Origin of the sequence: Paractinoplanes atraurantiacus (genome assembly GCF_900215205.1) — a bacterium.
Classification (GTDB): domain Bacteria; phylum Actinomycetota; class Actinomycetes; order Mycobacteriales; family Micromonosporaceae; genus Actinoplanes; species Actinoplanes atraurantiacus.
Genome location: NZ_OBDY01000034.1, coordinates 13,494 through 39,207, shown reverse-complemented (window position 1 = coordinate 39,207; position 25,714 = coordinate 13,494). Strand labels below are relative to the sequence as shown.

General features: G+C 71.7%; 24 protein-coding genes. 16 read left to right on the top strand and 8 right to left on the bottom strand.

The window, feature by feature from the left end; translation table 11 throughout:
• Positions 1-5 precede the first annotated feature (5 nt).
• Complete coding sequence (locus CRP55_RS44290) at positions 6-602, top strand: TetR/AcrR family transcriptional regulator (RefSeq protein WP_097328096.1); 597 nt, start codon at positions 6-8, stop codon at positions 600-602.
• Here the strand turns inward: CRP55_RS44290 and CRP55_RS44285 are convergent.
• Together CRP55_RS44285 and CRP55_RS44280 are read right to left on the bottom strand one after the other, a co-directional pair.
• Positions 579-1,472: an NAD-dependent epimerase/dehydratase family protein gene (locus CRP55_RS44285; RefSeq protein ID WP_097328095.1), complete on the bottom strand. Its 894-nt coding sequence runs from the start codon at positions 1,470-1,472 to the stop codon at positions 579-581. The two genes, CRP55_RS44290 and CRP55_RS44285, sit on opposite strands and share 24 nt — an antisense overlap.
• Before the next feature lie 43 nt (positions 1,473-1,515).
• Entirely contained in the window at positions 1,516-1,980 is a 465-nt protein-coding gene (locus CRP55_RS44280) for an alpha/beta fold hydrolase (RefSeq protein WP_097328094.1), read from the bottom strand.
• Between the two features lie 155 nt (positions 1,981-2,135).
• Here CRP55_RS44280 and CRP55_RS44275 point away from each other — a divergent pair, with 155 nt between their 5' ends.
• The 9 genes from CRP55_RS44275 (at position 2,136) to CRP55_RS44235 (ending at position 11,589) form a co-directional block, all read left to right on the top strand.
• A complete protein-coding gene (locus CRP55_RS44275; protein ID WP_097328093.1) occupies positions 2,136-2,888 on the top strand; it encodes an SDR family oxidoreductase in 753 nt (250 codons plus the stop codon).
• Positions 2,889-2,978: 90 nt separating this feature from the next.
• Positions 2,979-5,744: an AfsR/SARP family transcriptional regulator gene (locus tag CRP55_RS44270; protein ID WP_179855612.1), complete on the top strand. Its 2,766-nt coding sequence runs from the start codon at positions 2,979-2,981 to the stop codon at positions 5,742-5,744.
• Positions 5,745-5,788: 44 nt separating this feature from the next.
• Complete coding sequence (locus CRP55_RS44265; RefSeq protein ID WP_097328091.1) at positions 5,789-6,802, top strand: NAD(P)-binding domain-containing protein; 1,014 nt, start codon at positions 5,789-5,791, stop codon at positions 6,800-6,802.
• Positions 6,777-7,820, top strand: coding sequence for a DUF4331 family protein (locus CRP55_RS44260; RefSeq protein WP_097328090.1), 1,044 nt, complete (start codon positions 6,777-6,779; stop codon positions 7,818-7,820). Before CRP55_RS44265 ends, CRP55_RS44260 begins: the two co-directional genes overlap by 26 nt.
• Before the next feature lie 20 nt (positions 7,821-7,840).
• Positions 7,841-8,449, top strand: a complete 609-nt coding sequence (locus CRP55_RS44255) for a sigma-70 family RNA polymerase sigma factor (protein ID WP_097328089.1) — start codon at positions 7,841-7,843, stop codon at positions 8,447-8,449.
• 34 nt (positions 8,450-8,483) lie between these two features.
• Positions 8,484-9,428, top strand: coding sequence for an alpha/beta hydrolase (locus CRP55_RS44250; protein ID WP_097328088.1), 945 nt, complete (start codon positions 8,484-8,486; stop codon positions 9,426-9,428).
• Between the two features lie 10 nt (positions 9,429-9,438).
• Positions 9,439-10,149 (top strand): alpha/beta fold hydrolase, encoded by a 711-nt coding sequence (locus tag CRP55_RS44245; RefSeq protein ID WP_097328087.1) that lies wholly within the window; start codon positions 9,439-9,441, stop codon positions 10,147-10,149.
• A gap of 60 nt (positions 10,150-10,209) precedes the next feature.
• The gene (locus tag CRP55_RS44240) at positions 10,210-11,091 is read left to right on the top strand and encodes an alpha/beta fold hydrolase (RefSeq protein ID WP_097328086.1); all 882 of its coding nucleotides are present in this window, start codon (positions 10,210-10,212) and stop codon (positions 11,089-11,091) included.
• Between the two features lie 3 nt (positions 11,092-11,094).
• On the top strand, positions 11,095-11,589 hold the full coding sequence (locus CRP55_RS44235; protein ID WP_097328085.1) for a sigma-70 family RNA polymerase sigma factor: 495 nt from the start codon (positions 11,095-11,097) through the stop codon (positions 11,587-11,589).
• A 16-nt stretch (positions 11,590-11,605) separates the two neighbouring features.
• On the opposite strand, the gene CRP55_RS44230 is transcribed toward CRP55_RS44235, so the two are convergent.
• A complete protein-coding gene (locus CRP55_RS44230; RefSeq protein WP_245923749.1) occupies positions 11,606-15,148 on the bottom strand; it encodes a S8 family serine peptidase in 3,543 nt (1,180 codons plus the stop codon).
• A 109-nt stretch (positions 15,149-15,257) separates the two neighbouring features.
• Positions 15,258-15,755, bottom strand: coding sequence for an O-methyltransferase (locus CRP55_RS44225; protein WP_245923748.1), 498 nt, complete (start codon positions 15,753-15,755; stop codon positions 15,258-15,260).
• 17 nt (positions 15,756-15,772) lie between these two features.
• Here CRP55_RS44225 and CRP55_RS44220 point away from each other — a divergent pair, with 17 nt between their 5' ends.
• On the top strand, positions 15,773-16,681 hold the full coding sequence (locus CRP55_RS44220; RefSeq protein WP_097328082.1) for a phosphotransferase: 909 nt from the start codon (positions 15,773-15,775) through the stop codon (positions 16,679-16,681).
• Here CRP55_RS44220 and CRP55_RS44215 read toward each other — a convergent pair.
• Positions 16,642-17,085: a hypothetical protein gene (locus CRP55_RS44215; RefSeq protein WP_097328081.1), complete on the bottom strand. Its 444-nt coding sequence runs from the start codon at positions 17,083-17,085 to the stop codon at positions 16,642-16,644. The genes CRP55_RS44220 and CRP55_RS44215 overlap by 40 nt on opposite strands.
• Before the next feature lie 98 nt (positions 17,086-17,183).
• Here CRP55_RS44215 and CRP55_RS55895 point away from each other — a divergent pair, with 98 nt between their 5' ends.
• Positions 17,184-18,350, top strand: coding sequence for a sensor histidine kinase (locus CRP55_RS55895; protein WP_101536250.1), 1,167 nt, complete (start codon positions 17,184-17,186; stop codon positions 18,348-18,350).
• Positions 18,347-18,997 carry a response regulator transcription factor gene (locus CRP55_RS44205; protein ID WP_097328080.1) on the top strand — a complete coding sequence of 217 codons (651 nt, stop codon included), beginning with the start codon at positions 18,347-18,349 and terminating at the stop codon, positions 18,995-18,997. The genes CRP55_RS55895 and CRP55_RS44205 overlap by 4 nt, the downstream gene beginning before the upstream one ends.
• 31 nt (positions 18,998-19,028) lie before the next feature.
• Here CRP55_RS44205 and CRP55_RS52530 read toward each other — a convergent pair whose 3' ends face one another.
• The 3 genes from CRP55_RS52530 to CRP55_RS44190 all read right to left on the bottom strand — a co-directional run bounded on the left by CRP55_RS52530 (position 19,029) and on the right by CRP55_RS44190 (position 22,490).
• Entirely contained in the window at positions 19,029-19,730 is a 702-nt protein-coding gene (locus CRP55_RS52530; protein ID WP_097328079.1) for a hypothetical protein, read from the bottom strand.
• A gap of 430 nt (positions 19,731-20,160) precedes the next feature.
• A complete protein-coding gene (locus CRP55_RS44195; protein WP_097328078.1) occupies positions 20,161-21,354 on the bottom strand; it encodes a M50 family metallopeptidase in 1,194 nt (397 codons plus the stop codon).
• A gap of 107 nt (positions 21,355-21,461) precedes the next feature.
• Positions 21,462-22,490, bottom strand: a complete 1,029-nt coding sequence (locus CRP55_RS44190) for a LacI family DNA-binding transcriptional regulator (RefSeq protein ID WP_097328077.1) — start codon at positions 22,488-22,490, stop codon at positions 21,462-21,464.
• 156 nt (positions 22,491-22,646) lie between these two features.
• Between CRP55_RS44190 and CRP55_RS44185 the strand changes: the two genes are divergently transcribed.
• The 3 genes from CRP55_RS44185 to CRP55_RS44175 all read left to right on the top strand — a co-directional run bounded on the left by CRP55_RS44185 (position 22,647) and on the right by CRP55_RS44175 (position 25,684).
• On the top strand, positions 22,647-23,906 hold the full coding sequence (locus CRP55_RS44185) for an ABC transporter substrate-binding protein (protein ID WP_097328076.1): 1,260 nt from the start codon (positions 22,647-22,649) through the stop codon (positions 23,904-23,906).
• A 63-nt stretch (positions 23,907-23,969) separates the two neighbouring features.
• On the top strand, positions 23,970-24,848 hold the full coding sequence (locus CRP55_RS44180; RefSeq protein ID WP_097328075.1) for a carbohydrate ABC transporter permease: 879 nt from the start codon (positions 23,970-23,972) through the stop codon (positions 24,846-24,848).
• Positions 24,845-25,684, top strand: coding sequence for a carbohydrate ABC transporter permease (locus CRP55_RS44175; RefSeq protein ID WP_097328074.1), 840 nt, complete (start codon positions 24,845-24,847; stop codon positions 25,682-25,684). The genes CRP55_RS44180 and CRP55_RS44175 overlap by 4 nt, the downstream gene beginning before the upstream one ends.
• Positions 25,685-25,714 lie beyond the last annotated feature (30 nt).

Sequence of the window (25,714 nt, the reverse complement as noted above, 5' to 3'; positions counted from 1 at the left end):
GCCGAATGCCTTTGGAGCAGCCTCGCCTGCGGCGCAGCCGATTGTCGGCCGAGCGGGAGCGGGAGCTTCTCGACACGGCGCTGCGGCTGGTGCGGGAGCGCGGCTACGACCGGGTGACCATCGACGACATCGCGGCGGCGGCGCGGGCCAGCGTGGCGACGCTCTACCGGCGCTGGGAGTCCAAGGCGAAGCTGGTCATCACCGCCATCCAGGTCACCAAGCCGGAGTCGGCGGCCGACATCGATACCGGAAGCCTGCGCGGTGATCTGCTCGCCGTGGCCGAGCGGGCGGCCGGCCCGATCCGCCTGCGGGAGCCGGCCACGGCCACCATGACCGGGCTGGCCCGCGACGCTCTGCTCGACCCCGAGCTGATGAGGGCCATGCGTGACATTCTGGTCGAGCCCGAGGTCGAGGTCCTGCGCCGCGTCCTCGCCCGGCACGCCGAGGCCGGCCGCATCAAGAAGGACGCGAAGGTGCTGGACATCGTGGACCGCCTCATCTTCGGTCCCCTGCTGTTCGAGCAGCTCTTCGCCGGCCACGACCCCACCTTGGCCGAACATCTCGTCGACGACGTCCTGCTACCCCTGCTGACGAAAGGCTGACAGGCTGCGGGCCGTGTCGAGGAACATCTCCGCGGCCGGGCGGGGCTTCCAGCCGAAGGTGGCCACGGCCTTGGCGTTGGTGGTGTGGCGGGGGCGGTCGCCGGGGGCGGCCGGCCGGTCGCCGTGGCCCAGCAGGGCGGCCACCTGGGGCAGGGTCACCTCGTCGGGGCCGCAGGCGATGTAGCGCTCCCCGGCCGCGGCCGGGTGGGTCAGGGCCAGCAGGTGCAGGTCGGCCAGGTCACGAACGTCGACCGGAGTGATGGTCACGTCGGGGATCCGCGTCATCGTGCCGTCGAGGATGGCGGCGATCAGGTCGACCGAGCTGGACCAGGACGGGCCCAGCACCGGGCCGAAGATGCCGGTCGGGTTGAGCACGGTCAGCTCGGGGCCGCCCGCCGCCGCGAAATCCCAGGCCGCCCGTTCGGCGAGGGTCTTCGATTTGACGTACGGCTGAACGCCCGGCCCGTTCACGTCGGTCCAGTCGTCCTCCGTGAAGACGCGGTCGGTGTCGCCGTGGCCGTAGCCGACGGCGGCGAACGATGAGGTGAGCACCACCCGCCGTACACCCGAAGCTTTTGCCGCCCGCAGAACCCGCAGCGTGCCCTCCCGGGCCGGGACGATCAGGTCGTTCTCGTCCGCGGGCTGGGAGGCGGGGAAGGGCGAGGCCACATGCAGGACGTACGTGGCGCCGGCGACCGCCTCGTCCCAGCCCTCGTCGGACATCAGGTCGGCCTGGACCGACTCGACGCCCTCGACCGGGCGGGAACGGACGGTGGTGCGGACACGGTAACCGGCGGCGAGGGCGCGCCGCACGACGTACGAGCCGACGAAACCGGAGCCGCCGGTCACCAGAACCAATTCGGAAGTCATGCCCCGACATTAGCGATAACGCGTTTTCGATAACCAGTTCTCGCTACGTGGCGTCGGTCACCAGCTCGATGAACTCGGAGACGGCGCCGGTGAACGGCACCGGCTGCGAGAGGTGGGCCTTGCTGCCGCTGCCGGGGAGCACGAGCAGGGCCGAGCCGCGGATCCGGCCGTGCAGCCGGGCCGCCCGCGACGGGCTGCAGACGGCGTCGTGGGCGCCGGTGACGATCAGCGTGGGCAGGTTCAGGGCGCTCAGGTCCTCCTCGTCGGCGGCCGGCGAGTAGAGCACCAGCCCGGCCACCGAGCCCGGATGCTCGAGCGCGAACCGCAGGACGATCGGGCCGCCCGACGCGTGTCCCAGCAGGATCACCGGGTGGCACTCGAAACGCGGCGGTGAAAGCAGCGGAAGCGAAGGCTCGGCGTAGACGACCCGTACGTGCTGCTCGACACCGCCGAGACTCAACGGCTCCCGGCCGGGATGCACCACGCAGACGGGCTCGTGGTTTCTCATGTCCTGCTGCCCTTCGATCGGTCGGCCGTTGGGGGAAGCGGCCAACCGCGCACAACGACGAGCGGGGGCGCCGGTTCACCGTCACTCTTTAGTCACCGATCCCGCACCCGCGCTCCCTAACTTCGGTGCCGACAACGAAGACAAGGGAGCTGGACATGAAGATCGTGGTCATCGGTGGCACCGGGCTGATCGGCTCGAACGTGGTCAAGCGCCTGGCCAACCAGGGGCACGAGGCCGTCGCGGCCGCGCCCAACACCGGCGTCAACACCCTCACCGGCGAGGGCCTGGCCGCCGCGCTCGACGGCGCGCAGGTGGTCGTCGACGTCTCCAACTCGCCGAACTTCGCCGACGACGCGGTGATGAGCTTCTTCAAGACCTCGACCGGCAACGTGCTCGACGCCGAGGCCGCGGCGGGCGTACGCCACCACGTCGCGCTCTCCATCGTCGGCGCCGACCGGCTGCGTGACAGCGGATACATGCGGGCCAAGGTGGCCCAGGAGGAGATGATCAAGGACGGCCACACGCCGTACACCATCGTCAAGGCGACCCAGTTCTACGAGTTCGTCAAGGCGATCGCCGAGACCGGCGCCGACGGCGACACGGTCCGGCTCACCCCGGCCAAGCTGCGCCCGATGGCCGCCGACGACGTGGCCGCCCTGGTCGCCGAGGTGGCGCTGGCCGAGCCGGTGAACGGGCTGGTCGAGGTGGCCGGCCCCGAGGCGATCCCGCTGGACGAGCTGGCCCGGCAGATCTTGAAGGTCGACGGCGATCCGCGTACGGTCGTGGCCGACCCCGGCACCGCCTACTTCGGCGCCGTGCTCGACGACAATTCGCTCACCCCGGACGCCGGATTCCGCACGGCACCCACCAAGTTCGCCGACTGGCTGGCGGCCCGGGCCGCGCGATAGTCATCCGACTGATGTTTCAGCCGGGCCGGCGGACGAAAGTGGGGAGCGCTCTGGAGGTTTCCGACGCGGCAAAGGGTTATAACGATGGGCATGGCACCGGTGCGATTCACCATTCTCGGCCCGGTCCGGGCGTGGCGGGGCGACACCGACCTCGACCTCGGCGGCCGGCAGCAGCGCCTCGTCCTGGCCTTGCTGTTGGCCCGGGCCGGCACCGTCGTGGGCCTCGGTGAACTGGTCGACGCGGTCTGGGAGGACGACCCGCCGACCAGCGCGGTGAACGTCGTGCACCGCTACATCGGCACGCTGCGCCGGCTCATCGAGCCCGACCTGCCGGTGCGCGCCGTCGGCGACCATCTCGTCCGGCACGCCGCCGGCTACCAGCTCAAGGTCGGCGAGGACATGCTCGACCTGCTGCGGTTCCGCCGGCTCGCCGGCCGGGCCCGGCAGGAGCGCGATCCCGGCCAGGCCGTGCCGCTCTGGGCCGAGGCCCTCGGGTTGTGGCACGGGCCGTGCGCGGCCGGGCTCGAGCGCGGCCTTCCCACCTTCGTGGCCATCGACGGCGAGCGGTCGCAGGCGATGCGCGAGGCGGCCGACACGGCGCTGGCCGCCGGGCAGGCCCGCGCGGTCATCCCGGCCCTGCGCCAGGCCGTCGGCTGGTCGCCGCTGGACGAGCCGCTGCAGGCCCGGCTGATCGCCACGCTCACCGCGGACGGACGGCAGGCCGAGGCGGTCGAGGCCTATCAGGAGGTACGGCACCGGCTCGCCGACGAGCTCGGCATCGACCCCGGCCCGGAGCTGGCCGAGGCGTACGACCGGTTGCTGCACCAGAAGGGCAGCCCCGCTGCGAAGGAGCCGGAGCGGACGTTCGTCCCGGCCCAGCTTCCGCCCGACCAGCCCTTCTTCAGCGGGCGCGAATCGGTGCTGGCCCGGGCCACGGCCCTGATCGGCGAGGGGCACCGGCAGGGACGGGCGGCGGTGACCCTGGCCGTGGACGGGATGCCCGGCATCGGCAAGACCACCTTCGCCGTGCACCTCGGGCACCGGATCGCCGGGTCCTATCCCGACGGTCAGCTCTTCGCCGATCTGCGCGGCTTCGCGGCGCAGGGCACCGCCATGACGCCGGACGAGGCGCTGCGCGGCTTCCTGGGCTCGCTCGGGGTGCCGCAGGAGACGCTGCCGGCCGAGCTGCACGCGCTGGCCGGGCTCTACCGCAGCATGCTGGCCGGCCGCCGGGTGCTGGTGGTGCTCGACAACGCCCGCGACTTCGAGCAGGTGCGGCACCTGCTGCCCTCGGCGCCGGGCAGCCTGGCCGTCGTCACCAGCCGGGTACGGATCACCGGCCTGGTCACCACCGGCGGCGCCCACCCGGTGCCGCTCGACCTGCCGTCACCCCACGAGGTGCGCGAGGGCCTGGTCAACCGTCTCGGCGCGGCGCGGGTGGAGGCCGAGCCGGCGGCCGTCGACGAGATCATCGCGCGCACCGGGCGGCTGCCGCTGGCGGCCTCGGTGGTCGTGGCCCGGGCGGCCGCCCTGCCCGGCACGCCGCTGTCCGACATCGCCGAGGAGCTGGCCGAGGCGGGCGCCGGCCTGGACGCGTTCGGCGCCGACGAGGACACCGACCTGAGCGCCGTCTTCTCGTGGTCGTACCGGGCGCTGAGCCCGGGCGCGGCCCGGATGTTCCGGCTGCTGTCGCTGCACCCCGGGCCCGACGTGACGGTCGCCGCCGCGGCGTCGCTGGCCGCGGTCGAGCCGCGCGCGGCCCGGATGCTGCTGGGCGAGCTGGCCACCCACCTGCTGACCCAGTCCCGGGCCGGCCGCCATCACATGCACGATCTGCTTCGGCAGTACGCGGCGGATCTGAGCACCCGCCACGACGGACCCGGGGACCGCCGGGAGGCGCTGGGCCGGGTTCACGACTTCTACCGGTCGGGCGCCTACGAGGCGCAGGAGCTGCTCGCCCGCGCGCTGGCGCCGCCACGGCCGCCGGAGCCCCGGGCGGGAGTGACCGTGCCCGCCTTCGCCGGGCCCGAGGACGCGATGGCCTGGTTCGACGCGGAGCGGCGGGTGCTCGACGCGATCGTCGAGCACGGCCCGCCCGGCGTGGCCTGGCACGTGGCCCTGACCCTGCAGACCCACCTGCACTTCACCGGCCGCCTGCCGGCCTGGGAGGCGACCATGCGCCGCGGCCTGGCCGCCGCGGTGGCCGACGGCGACCTGGCCGGGCAGGCGCATCTGCACCGGAGCCTGGCCGGTGCGCTGTTCAACGCCGAACGCGACGACGAGGCGCCGGAGCATCTGACCCAGTCGGCGGCGCTGTTCGAGCGGCTCGGCGACCGGCCGGGTCTGGCCATGGTCGAGCTGAACTGGGCGTACGTGCGGGCCGAGCACGACGAGCACCAGGAAGCCGTGCGGCACAGCGAGCGCGCGCTGGAGATCTTCCGCTCGACCGGCAACCGGGAGAACGAGGCCCGGGCGCTGCGCACGCTGGCCGGCAGCCGGGCCCAGCTCGGCCACACCCGCGACGCCCAGGACCTCCTGCGCGAGACGCTCTCGCTGTCCTGGGACATCGGTGACGAGCTCGGCGCCGGGCACAGCTGGGACCTGCTGGCCAACCTCTACCGCCGGATGGGCCGGCCCGAGGAGGCGATGGCCCGCTGGGAGGAGGCGGCCGGCGCCTACAAGCGGGCGGGCAGCCCGGCCGCGCTGGCCGAGGTGCAGCTGGCCATGGGCGACGCCTGCCGGGACGCGGGCGAGGAGGAGGCGGCCCGGCAGCACTGGCGCGAGGCGCTGGGCGCCCTGGCCGAGCCGGTCGGCCCGGTCGCGGCCCAGCTGCGCGAACGCCTCGGTGACCGCTGACACACGGTTCGAACGGACATCAACTCCGGTCGTTGAGGGCGGGCATGACGACGATCGGTGTGGTGACCCGCGGCGAGCGGGGTGCGGCCTTCGTGCGCAATCTGACCGGCCACGGCTATCGCGTGGCGGTCGCCGATCGGACCGGCGCGGCGGACATGGCGAAATCGCTGAGCGCGCCGCGCATCCTGATCCTGCTGGACGGCTCCGAGCTGGACGATCTGCTGGCCGAGCTGCTGCCCCTGCTCGAGCCGGGTGATGTGGTGGCCGACGGCTGCGCGTCGCGGCATTCCGACACGGGACGGCGGGCGGCCTGGATGCGCGGTTCGGAGGTGCTGTTCGCCGGGTGCGCGATCGCCGGGCGGCCGCGGACCATCGAGCGCGGCCCGTCCTACGTGGTCGGCGGCGACCGGGCCGCCTATCAGCGGCTTCTTCCGCTTCTGAACGCCACCGCGGCACGTTTTCAGAACGTCGCGTGCGTGGCGTACGCCGGCGCGGGCAGCGCGGGGCACTTCGCGGGCCAGGTGTACGAGGAACTGGTCGCGGCCGAGGCCTCACTCGCCGCCGAGGCGTACGCCCTGGTCGGCGATCGGAAGATCCTTCAGGCCTGGCAGGCCGACGAGATGATCACCGAGGCGGCCGTGCCGAAGGACCAGCCGGCGCCGATCGGTGCGCTCACCGTGACGCTCCCCGAGATCCGCGCGGCCTGGAACGCGGCCCGGGCGGTCGCCTACGCGCGGGCCTTCGAACGGTTGCGGACGGCCGGCGCCGCCTACGGCTGGGGCATGGACCTGGCGGCGGTCGCCGGGGCCTGGCGGGGCGGCACGGCGCTGGCCGGGCGGCTGCTGACCTACGCCCGCGAGGCGCTGACCGCGACGCCGGACCGGGTGCTGCTCGACGACCCGTACTTCGCGCTCGCCCTGCGCGACTGGTGCCCACGATGGCGGCGCGTCGTCTGCGCGGCGACCCGGTCCGGCGTCCCGGTGCCGGCGCTCGCCACGGCGGCCGAACCGCCGGTCACTACATCGTCAGTCGATGTCCACTCCCGGCTCCTACGGTGACCGCGACCTCGCCATCGCCGTCGCAACGGAGGAAGACCCCATGTCGCACCACCTGGACTCGCCGCAGGCCCGCCAGGACCCGCGCCTGAACATCACCGACCAGTACGTCTTCGACGACCTCGACGCGACCGTCTTCGTGATGAACGTGCGGACCTCGCTGGCCGGCGACGCCGTCGCCGACGGCTTCCACCCCGAGGCCCGCTACGAGTTCCGGGTCCACCTGGACGACTCTCCGGCCGAGAACCTGGTCTTCGGCTTCACCTTCGCCGACGGCGCGGTGCGGGTCACCCGCGACGGCGCCGAGATCGCGGCCGGCCCGGCCGGCGAGCCCGTCGACGGCCCGGACGGCCTGCGGATCTGGACCGGCCGCGCCTTCGACCCGTTCTATCTGGACCTGTCCCAGCTGGCCGCCGTCGACCGGCTGCTCATCCACGGCGAGGACGCCGAGATCACCGGATATCTGCCGGGCAAGGCCACCAACACGTTCGAGGGCTCGTCGGTCTGGAGCATCGTGCTGCGAGTGCCGCACCGCGACGGGCAGCTCTTCCCCGACCGGATGATCCGGGTGTGGAGCGCCTCCTTGCTGGCCACCGACGCCGGCGGCTGGCACCAGACCGGCCGGGCCGGGCTGCCGATGATCTGGCCGATCTTCCGTGACGCCGACGGCGACGAGGCGAGCGCGGCCAACGGCACCCACCCGGGCGAGGACTGGGCCCGCTACGGCGGACAGGTGCGCGGGATGGTCGCGGCGGCGGTGCGGCGCCTGGGCACGTCGGCCCGGCCCGAGGCGTACGCCCTGGCGGTCGCGCAGCGGATCCTGCCCGACACCCTGCCCTATCAGGTCGGCACGGCCGCGGTCTTCGGCTTCACCGACTTCAACGGGCGGCACCTGAGTGACAACGCGCCCGAGGTGATGTTCTCGCTGGCCACCAACGCGGCGGTGAGCACCGGGCTGACCGCGGTCCGCACGAGCGACGAGTTTCCGTACGTCACTGCATCGGCACTCGACCAGCACTGACCCTTTCTAGCGTTCCTCCCATGCGAGGAACCATGACGATCGACGACGGCCTGCACGACTTCCTCGGCGTACGCGATCGGCTGCTCCGCATCGCCCGGGGCATCGCCGGCCCGGACGCCGAGGACGTGGTGCAGGACGCGTGGCTGCGCTGGAACGGCACCGACCGCACAGTGGTCCGGGACGCGCCGGCGTTCCTGAGCCGCACCACGACCCGCCTGTCCCTGACCCGGACCACTACCGCGTACGCGCGGCACCAGAGCCCGGTCGGTCTCTGGCCGGCCGAGCGGGCCCAGCCGGGCGAGGACCCGGCGGCCATGGTGGTGGAAGCCGACCAGCTGCGCGGCGCGATGGCGCTGCTGCTGTCGCGCCTCGGCCCCCGCGAGCGCGTCGCCTTCCTGCTGCGCGAGGCGTTCGCGCTCCCCTACCGGCAGATCGCCGGCCTGCTGGGCGTCACCGAGGCCCACGCGCGGCAGCTCACCCGCCGGGCCCGGACCCGGCTCGAGACCTCCGGTGACAGCCGGGTGTCGTCGGTGGACCACCGCGACCTCCTCACCGCGTTCACCGAGGTCTCCCGCACGGGCGACCCGGCGGCACTGGTGAGTCACTCGTTTCGCACTGGCTCTTCCTAGCTTCAGTTCACACCCGAGGAACGGAGTACCGAAAGTGTCCGACATCGTTCTGGAGCCGGCCGCCCAAGCGTTCGGCGAGGCGGCCGCCCAGCCGCCGTTCGTCTATCAGGTCACCCCGGTCGAGGCCCGCAAGATCCTCGACGGTGTGCAGGCCGGTCTCACGGACCTGCCCGAGGTCGACGACAAGTGGATCACCGTGCCGGCCGAGGTCGGCGACGTGCGGGTCCGCATCGTCAAGCCGGTCGGCGCGACCGGCCCGCTGCCGGCCGTGCTCTACATCCACGGTGGCGGCTGGGTGCTCGGCAACAACGGGACCCACGATCGCCTGGTCCGCCAGCTCACCATCGGCACCGGGTTCGCGTTCGTCTTCGTCGAGTACACACCGTCCCCGGACGCGCACTACCCGGTCGCGATCGAGCAGGCGTACGCCACCGCGCAGTGGATCGTCAAGGAGGGTGCCGCCGAAGGGCTGGACGCCTCGCGGCTGGCCGTGGCCGGCGACTCGGTCGGCGGCAACATGACCGCGGCCGTCAGCCTCCTGGCCAAGCAGCGCGGCGACGTCGCCTTCAAGCACGTCTCGATGTACTACCCGGTCACCGACGCCCGGATGGACACCGGGAGCTACAAGCAGTTCGCCGACGGCCCGCACCTGACCGCGGCCGCCATGGCCTGGTTCTGGGACCAGTACGCGCCCGACAAGTCGGTCCGCTCGGAGATCACCGCGTCGCCCAACCAGGCCTCGCTCGAGGACCTCAAGGGCCTGCCGCCGACCTTCCTGCTCGTCGACGAGGCCGACGTGCTGCGCGACGAGGGCGAGGCGTACGCGGCCAAGCTGCGCGCGGCCGGCGTGCCGATCACGACCGTCCGCTACGACGGCACCATCCACGACTTCATGATGCTCAACCCGCTCAAGGACACGCGCGCCTCGCGGGCCGCCACGGCCCAGGCGATCGCGGCCATCAAATTCGGTTTGGCCTAAGGGGAGAAAGATGAAACCCACAGTCGTTCTCGTGCACGGCGCGTTCGCCGACTCCACCGCCTGGAACCCGGTCATCTCGGAACTGGCCAAGCAGGGCATCGACGCCATCGCCGTGGCGAATCCGTTGCGCAGCCTCGCCACCGACGCCCAGTACGTGCGTGACGTCGTCAACGGCGTCGGCGGCCCGGTCGTGCTCGTCGGCCACTCGTACGGCGGCATGGTCATCACCGAGGCCGCGACCGGCCTCGACCCGGTACGCGCGCTGGTCTACGTCGCGGCCTTCGTGCCCGACCACGGCGAGTCCGCGTTCTCCCTGTCCGGCAAGTTCCCCGGCGGCACGCTGGGCGAGGCGCTGGTGACGTTCCCGTTGTCGGACGGCAACACCGAGCTGAAGATCGACCCGGCCAAGTTCCCGTCGCAGTTCGGGGCCGACCTCGAGCTGGAGGACGCCATCCTGCTCGGGCGCACCCAGCGCTCGGTGACTCAGAAGGCGCTCACCGACGAGCTGTCGGCCGACAAGCCGGCCTGGAAGACCCTGCCGACGTGGGAGGTCTTCGGCGACAGCGACCGCAACATCCCGGCCGACGTCTTCCGCTGGCAGGTGCAACGGTCGTCGCCGCAGGGCGTCCGCGAGGTCGCCGGCGCGTCGCACGCCATCGCGACGTCGCGGCCCGACGAGGTCACGGCCGTGATCCTCGAAGCGGTCGCCTTCACCAGCTGAGCCGCGGCTGCCCGCCGGCAACGGCGCCGGCGGGCACCGCTCTTTCCCTAGGAGACTTCGATGGCTGGGTTCGACGGGTACGAGCTGGAGCAGATCACGGTCGGCGATCAGACGCTCCGGGTGCGCAGGGGTGGTTCCGGGCCGCCGCTGCTGTTGCTGCACGGCTACCCGGAGACCCACCTGTGCTGGTCGGCCGTCGCCGGTGAACTGGCCCGCGACTTCACCGTCGTGGCGCCGGACCTGCGCGGCTACGGCGGAAGCTCCAAACCCGAGCCGGACCCGGAGCACCACGCCTACAGCAAGCGGGCGATGGCCTCGGACGTGCTCGGGCTGATGGCCAAGCTCGGCTACGACCGGTTCGACGTGGCCGGGCACGACCGCGGCGGCCGGGTCGGCTATCGGCTCGCCCTCGACCATCCTTCGGCCGTACGGCGGCTGACGGTTCTCGACGTCGTGCCGACCGGCGAGGTGTGGGCGCGCGCGGACGACCGCTTCGCCCTGGTCTACTGGCACTGGGCGATGCTGGCTCAGCCGTACCCCGTCCCGGAGATCCTGATCGTCCACGACCCGGACTGGTTCTTCTTCGACGTCCAGTTCGGCGGATCGCTGCGCCGGCGCGACGAGCACACGCTGGCCGAGTACTCGCACTTCGTGCACGACCCCGATGTCGTACGGGCGATCTGCGAGGACTACCGGGCGGGCGCGACCACCGACCGCGCCGCCGACGACGAGGACCAGGCGAACGGGCGCCGGATCGGCTGCCCGGTGCAGGTGCTGTGGAGCGCCGGCGGCCCGGTCGGCACGTGGTACGACCCCCTCGACGTCTGGCGCGGCTGGGCGGACGACGTCGTCGGCGAGGGCCTGGCCGGCGGCCACTTCCTGCCCGAGGAAAACCCCGTCGGCACTTTGGCCGCGCTGCGGCGCTTCCACACGGCCGGGTGAGTCATGGACGCCGACGCACGCATGACGGCCCTGCACGCCGCGCACTCCCGCGACGTCTACTACTTCATCCTCAAGCTCACGCGGGGCGCCCGGCAGACGTCCGAGGACCTCACGCAGGAGACGATGGTGCGGGCCTGGCGGCACGTGAACGGGCTGCCGCCCAACTCGGAGGAGGAGCGGCGCTGGCTGTTCACGGTGGCCCGCCGGCTGGTCATCGACTCGGTGCGCTCGCGGCGCTACCGGCCGGTCGAGGTGGGCGTGGGCGACCTGACGTGGGTGGCCACCGGCTCGGACGAGACCGGTGACACGGCGCTCGCGTCCAAGGCCGTGCGCTCGGCGTTCGCGCAGCTCAGCGAGGCCAACCGGGCCCTGCTGAGCGACGTCTACCTGCGCGGCGAGCCGATCGAGCGGATCGCCGACCGGCTCGGGGTGCCGGTCGGCACGGTCAAGTCGCGCACCCACTACGCCCGCAAGGCCCTGCGGGAAGCCCTGGCGTAGTGGGTGCGCTCCGGCCCTACCGCAGGCCGAACGCCCGGATCACGGTCTGGGTGACCGAGGAGCGCTTGGCCTTGTCCTCTGCGGTCGCCCGCACACTGACGTATTTGGCCGAGCGCGGGGCGTCGATCCTGCTCTTCACCGCGCGCCAGGTGCGGCCGTCGTCGTACGACACCTCGACCTTGACCGCCGTGCGCAGCGCGGTGCCGTCCAGACGGCTCGCGGTCACACCCAGCTGCGCCTGCCGGGAGGCCCGGCCGGACAGGTCGGTCGCCACCGCGTAGTCGAGCTGCACGAGGTCGAGCGGCTCGTTGACGACGTCCTGGCTCAGATCGACGGCGGGCGCGACGAACGACCACGAAGTCGACGTCTTCGTGCTGTACGGCGTGACCGTGCCGGCGTGGGCGGTCTCGGTGACCAGCCGCAGCGGGGTCGCCCCGGCCCCGACCACGACGTCGAAGAACGACCCGTCGATCCGGGCCAGCTCGGTGCCGCCGTGGTAGAGCGCCGTGCTCTGGGTCAGTTCCTCCTCCAGGCTGCCCTGGTGGTGCGGATCGCCGTCGCCGAACGGCGCCAGGCCGAAGAAGGCGACGGCCTCACCGATCCGGGCCGGCCCGCCGCGCTCGAACAGGCGGGGCCGCGCGACCGGGGCGAACCAGCTCGTCCGGCTCGTCCGGCCGGCCGGATAGCTGTGCCCGTCGGAGATCTGGACGACCGGGTACACCCCGGCCTGTTCCATCCAGGAGCCGGTGGAGACCCAGTCGGTGCGCCTGCCCTGGGCGGGGACGGTCAGCGCCGGGCCGTACAGGTAGGCGTTCAGGTCGGCGTTGAGGTCGCCGCGGGCCATCAGGCCGGTGCCGGCCGTACGGCTGCGGAAGTCCTGCTCGACCCGGGCCAGGTCACGCTGCTTCGGCTGCCAGGTCAGGCTCGCCGGCACGGCGCCGGAGAACCACTTGCTGAGGTCGTAGACGTAGTGGGGCGCCGGGTGCGCCTCCACCGCCACCTCGGCCCGGCCGAGACGGGCGATCAGCTGCTCGCCCTCGTCCCGGGCGACGGCGGCGACGGGCAGCGGGGTGAGCGGATCACCCACCTCCCACCAGGCGTCGAGCCGGCCCGGGCCGGAGTTGACGATGACGAGCAGGGTGGCGCCGGCCTTCGCCGCGGCCGCGGCCTGGGTGATCGCCGTGTCGACGTCGGCGAAGCGTACGACCGCGACCTTGCCCTTCGCCGCGGCGAAAGAGCCGCCCGGCTTGACCAGCACGGCCTGGCTCCGCCTGACGCCGTCGGGCAGCTTGGGCGAGCCGGACTGCCACAGCAGGTCGTCGAAGACCTTGCCGCCCACGGTCAGCGCCAGCGGAGGCTGGACGGCGCTCCAGCGGGTGCCGAAGGTGAACGTGCCCTGGGTGACCTTCTTGCCGGTCGGCGTGGCCCAGATGCTGTCGTACCGGGGACCCACCACGTAGTCGTCGCCGAACGGGTGCTTGCCCGGGTAGGAGCGGAAGACGTCGGCCCGCAGCTGGGCCATGCTGGTGCGCTGCGGGGTGGTCACCTTGGCCGGCACCAGTTTCGTGCCGTCCAGGGTGAGCTTGCGGTCGGCGGTCAGCACCACCTCGGGCGCGGCCAGCACGGCCATGCCCAGCGAGTGCGGGCCACGGAGGCCCGGCACGTCGGCGTACTGCCAGATCGCCCACGTGCTGACCGGCAGCCGCAGTGTCAGCGCGCCATCGGCGCCGACCTCGTAGGCCCGGGGCGCGGTGTCGTGCTTGATGTCCTTGATGATGAGCACGCCGGGCAGCGGCTTGCCGTCCGGGCCCTTGGAGTTCACGGTCAGGTTCGCCCGCTGGCCCTCGCGGTTGAGGCCCACGGTCGTACGCAGGCTCTGCTCCCCGTTTGTCGCCGTCACCGAGCCGATGGCGTACGTGTCGTCGGGCATCGGGTCGAGCGGAGCGACCACCTCGGCCGTCGCCGTGCCGTGGGCGGGAACCGTGACCTTCTTCCGCGGCAGGGTGAAGGCCTCGTTCGTCGACGCCAGGTCGAGGGTGACGGCCTGGTCGCCGATGTTGGTGTAGGTGATGGTCCGGGTGTCCTTCTGCCCGGATGAGTACGGGAACTTCAGCTCGTGGAACGTCGTGCCGGTGGCGAAGAGCGTGCCCTTCACCGCCGCGGCGGCGTCGAGGCGGCCGGTGCCGCCGAACTCGACCGGTGACCACGGGGTCGCCTTGGACGTGCTCATCAGCGCGTCCTTGAGCCGCGGCCCGGTCCAGTCCGGGTGTGCGGCGGCGAGCAGCGCGGCCGCGCCGGCCACGTGCGGCGTGGCCATCGAGGTGCCGCTCATCGTCTGGTACGAGCCCTCGCCCTCCGGGGCGTACTGCGAGCGGGCGGCCAGAATGTCGACGCCGGGCGCGGTGAGGTCCGGCTTCGGTGCGTTGTCCTCGACCCGCGGGCCCCGGCTGGAGAAGACGGCCAGCCGGTCCCGGCTGTCCGAGGCGCCCACGGTCAGCGCGGAGTCGGCCGCGCCGGGGGCGCTGACCGTCTGCGCGTCCGGGCCGCTGTTGCCGGCCGCGATGACGAACAGGGCGCCGGTCTCGGCGCTGAGCCGGTCGACCGCCTCGCTGAGCGGGTCGGAGCCGTCGCTCGGGCCGCCGCCCAGGCTCATGCTGACGACCTTGGCCTTCGCGGTGCGGGTGGCCCACTCCATGCCGCCGATGATCCAGGAGTCCTGGCCCTCGCCGGCGTCGTTGAGCACCTTGCCGATGTGCAGCTCGGCGCCGGGGGCGACACCCCGTTCCTTGCCGTCGGAGGCGGCGCCGGTGCCGGCGATCGTGGAGGCCACGTGGGTGCCGTGCCCGTGCCGGTCGGTGACCTCCTCGCCGGGCACGAAACTGGCCGTCTCGGCGATCCGCCCGGCCAGGTCGGGGTGCCCGGTGTCGACGCCGGTGTCCAGGACGGCCACGTCGACGCCCTGCCCGGTGTCGCCACCGGCCCAGACCTCGGGGGCGCCGATCTTGGCGACGCTGTCGGCCAGGTCGGCGTGGGCCTTCCCGTCGAGCCAGACACGCCTCATCGAGGTGCCCTTGCGGGCCGTCGTGAGGGAGGCGAAGAAGTCCGCGGTGGCGTCGTGGTCGACGGTCAGCGCGGCCCCGCCGATGCTGGCCAGGGTGCGGACCGGGGTGACGCCGGCGGGCTGCTTGCCGGCCGGGGCGACGCCGCCGGCGTACTGCACGATCACGGGGGTCGCGCCGGTGTGCGCGTCGTCGTAGCCGTCGGCGATGAGCTTGGTGACGTTGAACAGGTCGTCGTCGAGCAGGCCCGAGGTCACGTACGGCATGGCGGCGTCGGGATAGGCGTACGTCTGGCCCTTGAACGTGCTGATCCGGACGCCACCGGAGGCGCGGGCGACACCGACGGCGGTGCCGGTCACGGTGATCCGGTCGCCGGTGATGAGGGTGACCGTCGTGGCCCGGCCGTCGGGCGCGGCGGCGGTGGGCGCCGGCGCGGGTTGACCGGCCGGCACCGTCGCCAGGGCGGCGGTCGTGACGACCGCCAGTACTGAGTGGAACAAGGCGCAACTCCTGTGGATCGAGGGGTTGCGGTGAAGCATGTGGATATTTGGTTACGCCGTTGTGAAAAAACGACTGGCCACAAGGCGACATGGCGCCTGTGCGCCAGCGTTACGGCTTCAGCCAGCCGAGGTAAAGGCCTTTCCCGACCGCCGCCGTCCCGCCGATGAAGCAGTCCCCGGCCAGCGCCAGGAAATCGGCGGCCTCGCCGGGATTGTCCATGGCCAGCACCCCGCCCGGCCGCAGCACCCGGGCCGGATGGGGCCACCAGGACGCGTACTCGGCCCGCTCGGCGTCGAGGAACAGCAGATCGATCTCACCGTCGTTCCGGCCGGCGAGGTAGGCGCCGCCGTCGGCCACGACCCGGTCGACCTCGAAGCCCGACAGGTTCTCCGCGACGCCGGGCCACTCCTGGACGTCGACCGTTGTCACGTGCCCGCCGGTGTCCCGGGCGGCCTCGGCCAGCCAGATCGCCGACCAGCCGTTGGCGGTGCCGATTTCGACGACGTCCCTCGCCTTGGCGATGCGCACCACGGTGGCCAGCAGCTCGGCCGTGGCCGGCTCGACATTGAGGCCGGGCTGATAAACCTTCTGCAGGAACGGATTCACGGCGATACCGTACCTGTGTGGACGGTGCGTCGATCAGCACCCTGTTCGGGCTGGGCCGCTTCCGGCGGCTGTCGGACGGGCCGGTGGCGCGCGGCCGGCAGGGCGAGGTGTGGCGGCTCGACACCTCGGACGGACGGTGGGCGGTCAAGGTGCCGTTCCATCCTCAGGCCTTTGCCGGCGGGGCTCTCCAGGAGAAGGCGTGCGCGGCCGGAGTACCGGCGCCCGCCGTCCGGCGTACGGTCGACGGCGCCCTGTTCGGCGACAAGCACATTCGGGTGTACGAATGGGTCGAACTCGGGCCGCCCGACCCCCTGATGGATCCGGAGCTGGTCGGTGCGACGGTGGCGGCCATCCACCGGGTTTTCGTGCCCGCTCACGGGCCCGTCGAGGCATGGCACACGGCGCCGGTCGGCGCGGCCCGGTGGGACGAGCTGATTGCTTTGGTGCACGAAGCTCCTTTCGCCGCCCGGCTGGCCGCGCTGCGGGACGAGTTGGTGGCCTTGGAGGAGTGGCTCACGCCGCCCGCGACGTTGCAGATGTGCCACCGCGATCTGTGGGCCGACAACGTGCTGCCGACGCCGGACGGCGGGCTGTGCGTCATCGACTGGGAGAACAGCGGGCCGGCCGATCCGGCTCAGGAGCTCGCCTGCGTGCTGTTCGAGTTCGGCCGCACCGACCCGGGTCGCGCGCGAGCCCTGATGTCGTCCTACATCGCGGCGGGTGGCCCGGCCCGGATCAGCCGGGTGGGCGACTTCTCGATGCTGATCGCGCAGCTCGGCCACATCGCGGAGCTGGCCGGCTCGAACTGGCTTTCGGCCGGCGCCCGCCCGGAGTCCGCGGCGTGGATCGGCGAGGTGCTGGAAGATTTCCATTCGCGGGAGCGGCTTCAGGGCCTCCTGCGCGCGATCCGGCCCCACGGCTTGTAGACCGACAGGACGGTGGCGAGGCTGAGCGCGGTCAGCGAGACGATCGGCGGGAAGGCCAGGCTGCTGGTTCCCTCGCCGGACGCCCGGAGCTCCGGCATCATCGGCCGCAACAAAACCAGGATCAAAGTGCAGAGGACCAGATTGAGTACGAGTTTGACGGCCACCCACCAGTAACGGATCAGACCCCACTTCGTCTCCAGGCCGAGCAGCACGCCGGTGATCAGGCAGACCAGGGCGGAGGTCAGCATCGGCCAGACCACGAAGGTGCCGAGCGCCCGGTAGGCCAGCTCCCGCTCCTCTCCCCACGTGCCGGCGGCGACGAGCACGGCGACCATGACGTCGACGCCGATCCACACGCCGGCCGAGATGATGTGGATCAGGAGCCAGAGTTTGCGACGTCTCATCGCCCTAGTCTTCGTCTTTCCCGGCGCTGGGATGTACGTCCGGGAACGTACGACCGTGGGTTGATGTGCTTCCCGCCCCACTACGGCAAGGTGGACGCATGCCCCCGCTCCAGCGCCTCCGCACCGCGACCGTGCCGGTCGCGCTGCTGATCGTCGGCCTGGGCACCCTGCCGCTGTTCAGCCGGTTCGCCGAGGTCACGTGGCTGACCGCGCTGCTGGTGATCGTCGCCGCCGGCGCGACCGCGCTGCGCCGCGCCCTGCCCGGCCCCGCCTTGATCGTCGTAGCGACCGCCACGTCGGCGTACTTGATCGCCGGCTTCCCCTATGGCCCGATCCTGCTGTCCTTCGGCGTCGCCGTCCATGCCGTGGGCCGCCGCCTGCCCCTGCGCCGGGCCCTGCCCTGGGCCGTCGCCGCCCTGGCGATCGTGCTGATCCACACGTTCACCGGCCCACCGGGCCTGGTCGGCCTGGCCCCCGGCTCGGCGTGGGTGATCGTCCCGTTCACGCTGGGCGCGGCCCGCCGCCTGGTCGTGGAGGCCCAGTCCCGCGAGCGCGCCGAGACCGAGCGGCGAATAGCCGACGCCGAGCGCCTGCGCCTGTCCCAGGAGGTCCACGACGTCGTCGGCCACGGCTTGGCCGCGATCCAGATGCAGGCCGACATAGCCCTGCACGTGCGCGACACCCGCCCCGCCCAGGCCCACGAGGCCCTGGCCGCGATCAGCGCCGCCGCCGACGAGGCCTTGGAGGAGCTGCGAGCCACCCTCGCCGGCGCCCCCACGTCCCCCGGCCTGGCCAACGCCGAAGACCTGTGCACCCGCCTCCGCACAGCCGGCGTCTCGGTAACGCTGACCGTGCAGGGCTCACCCGCCGCCTTGCCTCCCGCCACCGACGCGGCGGCTTACCGCATCCTCCAGGAGTCCCTGACCAACGTCCTCAAGCACGCCGCCCAGCGCCAGGCCACAGTGACCATCCGTCACAGCCCCACGGCCGTCGACCTGCGCATAACCAACCCGGCCCCGCCTTTCCCCCACATCGACGGCTTCGGCATCACCGGCATGCGCCGCCGAGCCGAACACCTGGGCGGCACCCTGCAAGCCACCTCCACCTCACCCACCACCTTCACCGTCCACGCCGCCCTCCCCCACGCCACGACCGAACCTCCCGCCCCACCCTTCCGAGCCGCCCGCCTCGTGGCGCCACCCGACTCGCCGGTGCGGCCTTCTCCGGCGACATTCGGGTCGTCTCCGCGTCGGGAGGCGCTGTGATCTCTGTGCTGATCGCCGACGATCAAGATCTGGTGCGGATGGGCTTGCGGGTGCTGTTCGAGAGCGAGGACGGCTTCGCGGTGGCCGGGGAGGCGGCCGACGGGCTGGCCGCCGTCGAGGTGGCTCGGGACACCCGGCCAGACGTGATCCTGATGGACATCCGGATGCCCGGCATCGACGGCTTGGAGGCGACCCGGCGCGTCGTGGCCGACCCGGCGCTGCCCGACACGCGGGTGATCGTGCTGACGACCTTCGAGCGCGACGAATACGTCTTCGACGCCCTGCGCTTCGGCGCCAGCGGTTTCCTGCTCAAAAACACAAAACCGGCCGCCCTGCTCGACGCCGTCCGCACGGTCGTCGACGGCGGCGCGCTCCTGGCCCCGTCGGTCACCAAGACCCTGATCCGCGAGTTCACCGGCCGGGCGATCCGCCCGACAGCGCCCCACCCGCAGCTCGACCGCCTCACCGAGCGAGAACGCGAGATCGTCACCTTGGTCGGCCGCGGCCTCACCAACCACGAGATCGCCGAAGAGCTGGTAGTAAGCCCCGCGACGGCACGCACCCACGTCAGCCGCGCAATGATCAAACTAGGCGCCCGCGACCGAGCCCAACTGGTCGTCTTCGCCTACCAGTCAGGCCTCGTCTGATGGTCACCCGGTCGCCGGTGCCAGTTGCCGGTCAGTTGTCGTTCGAGGTGACCCAGCGGCCGTCAGAGTCGGCCGTCACCTGGTACGACTGGCGGGCGCCGTTCTCGAACTCGATCACGCACTGGTACGTGCCGGCGCCGCGAGAGTCCACCGAGGCGGCCACGCAGGTGGCGTCGGTCGCGCTGACGGCGAAGCCGTTGGCGTCGCTGATCTCGGCCTGGGCCACGATCGACTTCTCCAGCTGGGCCCGGGTCAGCCGGCCGTCCAAGCCGCCGAAGGTGAAATAGCTGACGATGCTCAACACCCAGACGACGGCCAGCGTCACGCCGAACGCTACCCAGTACCTCGTCGCGGAGACGCCTACGGCCGCCGCCTTCTTCGCCTTGTTGGAGGCGATGAACGCGCCCAGGGCGCCGATCACGGCGGTGCCCACGATGACCCAGCCCAAGCCGGGTGGCTTCCCCGTCGACATCACCGAGCGAGCCGCGCCGTAGCCGGAGCTGTACGGCTGCGCCTGCTGGTAGCCGAGCGGCCCCGCCGACGGCGCATACCCGGGATAGGCCGGCGCCGAATAGCCGCCCGGCGAAGCCGCGGCCTGCGGATAGCCCACCGGCGAAGCCGCCGCCTGCGAGTAGACGCCCGGTGAAGCCGCCACCTGCTGGTAGCCGCGCTCGGCTCCGGCCGGGTCGCCGTAGCCGTATACCGGCGCGCCCGGCGTGCCATACGAGGACATGCCCGGCTCCACAGGCCCATACGACGGCGCGCCCGGCTCCGTCCGGCCGTATGCCGGCGCGCCCAGCTCCGCCCCGCCGTATGCCGGCGCGCCCAGCTCCGCCTCGCCGTATGCCGGCGCGGCTGGTTCCGCGTGGCCGTATGACGGCGGATTCGGTACCGCGTGGCCGTATGACGAAGTGCTCGACTGCCCGTAACCGTGGGCCGGTGCGCCTGGCGGCGGAGGTGCGAAGGTGTGGGCCGGGGTGGTGGGGGCTGCGGTGGGCGGCACGTAGCCGTACGTGGGGAGGCCTGAAGGGGTTTGGCTTGGGTCCGGGTTCCAAGGGGTGCCGGTCTGTGGTTCGGCTGTCATGGTTTCCGTCCCGGGGGCCTCGCGCTGCTACGTCGAGGCAACCGATCGGCTACCGGTGGGGGGACCTGAGGGTTCGGGATCAGGAGAGGTGGATCGGGTTCACCAGGTCCGCCGTCACTGTGAGCAGCATGACGGCGCCGCCTACCAGTAACGCCGCCATGGTGATCGGGAACAGCCTCGTGTAGTCGACCGGGCCGGCGGGGCCGCGGCCTCGGAGGCGGCGGATCGTGTCGCGCAGGCGCTCGTACCAGACGACGGCTATGTGGCCGCCGTCCAAGGGGAGCAGGGGCAGCAGGTTGAAGACGGCCATGAAGAGGTTGAGGCTGGCCAGCAGGAGGACGAAGACCTCCCACAGGCCGCGCTCCACCGCCTCGCCGCCCAGGCGGCTGGCGCCGACCATGCTGATCGGGGTGTCGGGGTGGCGTTCGCCGCCGGTGATGGCGTCGATGACCGATGGCAGGCGCTGGGGGAAGGCGGCCAGCTGGGCGGCCGTGTTCGAGGCCATGTCGGCGGTGAAGGCCAGGGTGGCGCCGGTGGCGGCCAGCGGGCCGTAGTGCAGGTGGGCCGGGGGCGGCTGGGGTGTCGCGCCCATCATGCCGACCTCGCCGGACGGGGTCGTCACCCGGGCGACGTCGACCGTGAGGGTCAGCGTGTCGGCGCCGCGCCGCACGGTCAGCGGGGTCGGGCCGGCGGCGGCCCGGACGGCGGTCAGGACGTCGGCCCACTGCGGGGTGGGCGTGCCGGCCACCGACACGATCCGGTCGCCGGGGCGCAGGCCGGCTTCGGCGGCGGGACAGGCCGAGGTGGCGGCGGCGCAGGCGGTCGACGCGGGGGAACAGGTGGCGGTGACGCAGGTGGTCGAGGCGACGATCGGGTCGTCGGAGGGGTGCAGGTTGGGCAGGCCGGTGCTGATGGCCATGCCGTACAGGACGGCCAGGGCTATCAGCAGGTGGACGGCCGAGCCCGAGACCATCACCACCGTGCGTTTCCAGGTCGGGAAACGCCACATGGCGCGCGGCCGCTCCTCGGGGGTCAGCTCGTCCAGAGCGGTCAGGCCCGCGATGTCGCAGAAGCCGCCGATGGGCAGGGCCTTCACCCCGTACTCAATCTCGCCTCTTCTGAAGGAGAAGACCGTGGGGCCGCGGCCGACGAAGAAGCGGCGGACCTTCATGCCGAAGGCGCGCGCCGTGAGCATGTGCCCGGCCTCGTGCAGGGCGACCGAGAGGGTCAGTGCGAGCAGGAACAGGGCCACTCCGACGAGATAAGCCGTCATGCCCGTGGATGTTACGGGGCTGAGGCGCGCCCAGCGGGGGGCGAGGGCGCGCCTCAGCGGAGAGGAAAGCAGGAGGGAGGGAGGGACGAAGGAGGGACAGAGGAAAGCTAGCGGGAGGACAGCGGGCGGGCCGTGCTGCCGCGCACGACCAGGTGCGGGGTCTCGGTGCGGACGCTCTCGCGGAAGGACGCGTCGGCGATGGCCTCGAGCAGCGTTGTCGCGACCTGGGCGCCCAGCGCGTGCGTGTCGCGGGACAGGCAGGTCAGGGCGGGGTGGACGATGCGGGTCAGCACCGAGTCGTCGAAGGACACGATGGACAGCTGGCGGGGCACCTCGATGCCCATCTCCAGGGCCACGCCGAGGCCGGCCGCCGCCATCAGGTCGCTGTCGTAGACGATCGCCGTCGGGCGCTCGGCGCGGGAGAGCAGCGCCCTGGTGGCCGCCGCGCCCTGGGCGTCGCTGAAGTCGGTCGGCACCGACTCGCCGGCGTGCAGGCCGCGCTCGGTCACCTGGGCCCGCAGCGCCGCCGCGCGGCGGGCCGTGTGCTGGTAGACGGGTGGGCCGGCCACGTGGGCGATGCGCCGGTGGTCGAGGGCGGCCAGGTAGTCGACGATCGTGGTCATCGCCTCGGCGTCGTCGGCCCAGACGCTGGGCAGCTGGCCGGGCTCGCCGGGCAGGCCCAGGGTGACCGCGGGCAGGCCGAGCTCGCGCACGACGGCGATGCGCGGGTCGTCGAGCTGGAGGTCGACCAGGACCAGGCCGTCGACGCGGTGCTCGGACGCCCAGTGCCGGTAGAGGCTGATCTCGGCGGTGGTGTCGCGGACCAGCTGCATCTGCACGGCCGACGAGTGGGCCGAGAGCATGTCCTGCATGCCGTACAGGATCTGGGTGTAGAACTGCTCGGAGCCCAGCGTGCGCGGGTCGCGGGCCAGCACCAGGCCGACGACGCCGGCCTGGGCGCCGCCGAGCGCCCGCGCGGCCCGGTGGGGCCGCCAGTTCATCTCGCGGGCCACCTCGAGGATGCGCGCGCGGGTCTGCTCGCTGACGCCCGGCCGCCCGTTGAGCGCGAACGAGACGGCGCCCGGCGAGACGCCCACGCGCTTGGCGATGTCCGCGATGGTCGGCCTGTTACCCACGGCGCGCACGCTACTCCCGCTATAGCGGTTTAGCCAGCAGGCAGAGCAAAAAAGAAAAATAAAGGAAGCGTTGACTATAGCGCTTTAGTTACCCACGATGTTGTTTCGCCGACGTTTCCTGGTCGACGCCCCCTCTGGCTCAGGAGCTTCACCACCATGCGAATCACGAAAGCAGCCGTCGCCACCGTGGCGGCTCTCAGTCTCGGACTGACCGCCGCCTGCGGTGGCGGCGACGACAGCGCCAAGAGCGACGAGATCACCGGCAGCATCACGCTGCAGACCTGGGCCCTGACGCCCAAGTTCACCGACTACCTCAACGAGGTCATCGCCGGCTTCCAGGCGAAGTACCCGGGCACCAGCGTCAAGCTGCTCGACCAGCCGGGCGACGGCTACTCGGAGAAGGTCCTCGCGCAGGCGTCCTCCAACACGCTGCCCGACGTGGTCAACCTGCCGCCGGACTTCGCGCTGCCGCTGGCCCGCCAGGACCTGCTGGTCGACGTCAGCAAGGACAACGACCTGACCAAGACGTACGTGCAGGGCGCGGTCGACGCGTACAAGTTCAAGGGTGTGGACGGGGTCTACGGCTACCCCTGGTATCTCAACACCGACCTCGACTACTGGAACGCCAAGCAGTTCAAGGCGTGCGGGCTCGACGCGGACAAGCCGCCGGCCACCACCCAGGAGCTGTTCACCCAGGCCGCCACCATGAAGGCCAAGTGCCCGGACGACTACCTGATGAGCCGCAAGCCCGACGTGTCGGACTTCGTGCGGGCCGGCATCCCGATCGTCAGCGACGACGGCAAAAGCTTCGTCTTCAACACCGACCAGGCGGCCGCGCTGGTCGACCAGTACCGCGACGCGTACGCCAAGGGCTACATGCCGCCGAGCGTGCTCAACAGCGACTACCAGGGCAACTCGAAGCTGTTCACCCAGGGCAAGGTGGCCTGGACGACCGGCGGCGCGACCGGCCTGGCCGACTTCGAGAAGGACAACCCGAGCCTCAAGGGCCAGATCGCGGTCAGCAAGGCCCTGGACACCCCGCCGCTGTACGTGCAGGGCGTGAGCGTGTCGGCCAAGAGCAAGCACCCCGCGACCGCCAAGGCGTTCGCCGAGTGGATCACCAACGCCGACAACCAGAACAAGTTCGGCCACATCGTGAACGTCTTCCCGTCGACCATCGCGTCCGCCGACGACAGCTACTTCGGCAAGGACGACGGCACGCCGGGCGGTAAGGCCCGGGCCCTCGCCTTCGGCGAGCTCAAGGACGCCAAGAACCTCATCCCGTACGAGGTCAACTCGGACATGCAGACGCTGCTCGACCAGCAGATCGCGCTGGCGGTCAAGGGCGACGAGACGAGCAAGAAGGCGCTCGACGACGCCGTGGCCCGGATGAACCAGCTGCTGAGCAAGCAGTAACGGAGCTGGTGGCGGCCGGTGGGTCCCCCCGATAGCGCCGGCCGCCACCTCCTAGGAGACCCTGTGAAGACACATCGTTGGTTCACGCCGTGGGTGCTCACCATCCCGGCGCTGGCCTTTCTGCTGGTGTTCAGCGTCTGGCCCTCCATCAACACCCTGCGGCTGTCGTTCACCGACGCCAAGCCGCTGGGCGGCGACACCGATTTCGTCGGCGTCGAGAACTACACCGAGCTGCTGCACGACGGCCAGGTCTGGACCGCCCTGCTCAACAGCGCGATCTACATGGCGATCTGCCTGCCGCTGCTGACGATCCTGCCGCTGCTGCTGGCCGTGCTGGTCGAGCGCAAGCTGCCGTTCATCGCGTTCTTCCGGACCGCCTTCTACGTGCCCGTCATCGCCAGCGCGGTGGTGGTCGGCCTGATGTGGACCTGGTTGCTCGACGACCGCGGCCTGATCAACAACCTGGCCCGGTGGCTGCACGTCATTCAGGGACCGGTGCCGTTTCTGACCGACCGCTGGCTGGTGCTGATCAGCGCGATCAGCCTGACCGTCTGGAAGGGGCTCGGCTACTACATGATCGTCTACCTGGCGGCGCTGGGTAACGTCCGCAAAGACCTGCACGAGGCGGCGGCGATCGACGGCGCCGGTCCGGTGCGCCGCTTCCTGACGGTCACGGTTCCGGGCGTACGCGGAACCATGTTCTTGGTTGCTGTCCTGGTGAGCGTCGCCGCCCTGCGCGTCTTCTCCGAGCTGTACATCCTCACCGGCGGCAAGGGCGGCCCGGGCGGCAAGGATCAGTCGCTGGTCATGCTGATCCAGCAGTACGCGGGCGGGTTCTACGGCAACCTCGGGTACGCCTCCGCGCTGAGCGTGCTGCTGTTCGTCGTCACCGTGGTGCCGATGGTGGTCCTCGCGCGCCTCAACAACCGGAGTGACTCGTGAAGAAGATCGGCGAGCCCTCGACCGGCGAGAAGGTCCTGCGCTACGTCCTGCTGCTGTTCGTCCTGCTGATCACGGTGGGCCCGTTCCTGTGGCAGCTGTCCACCTCGCTCAAGGGCGCCGGCGAGGACATCTACACGCGCACGCCGAGCTTCATCCCGCACGAGCCGACGCTGAACAACTACAGCCAGGTGGCTGAGGCCATCCCGGTCTGGCGCTACATCGGCAACTCGCTGCTGGTGGCCGTCCTGACCGTCGGCGGCAACATCCTGTTCGCCACCCTGGCCGGCTACGCGATCGCCCGGCTGCGCTTCCGCGGCCGCAAGATCGTGCTGGGCCTGTTCCTGGCCACGCTCATCCTGCCGGGCGAGGTCACGATCATCTCCCAGTACGTGACGGTCCGCGACCTCGGCCTGGCCGACACGCTCATCGGCGTCGCCCTTCCGGGCATGGTGGCCGCGCTCAACGTGCTGCTGATGTTCAACGCCTTCCGCTCGCTGCCGCAGGAGATCGACGAGGCCGCCGTCATGGACGGCGCGACCGTCCCGCAGCGACTGCTGAGGGTCTCACTTCCGGCCGTACGAGGAACCCTCGCGGTCGTGGCCATCTTCTCTTTCATCCAGGCCTGGGACGACTTCCTGTGGCCGCTGATCGTGCTGACCTCGCCCGAGAAGTACACCCTGACGGTGGGCCTGCAATACCTGTCCGGCACGTTCACGCAGGACCAGCGCCTGATCGCGGCCGGCACGATGATCGCCTTCATCCCGATCGCGGTCCTGTTCAGCGCGTTGCAGCGGTACTTCTTCAAGGGCGTCGAAGAAGGCGGCGTGAAGGGCTGACCGGCCTTGCCCAGACTCACCGAACAGAAA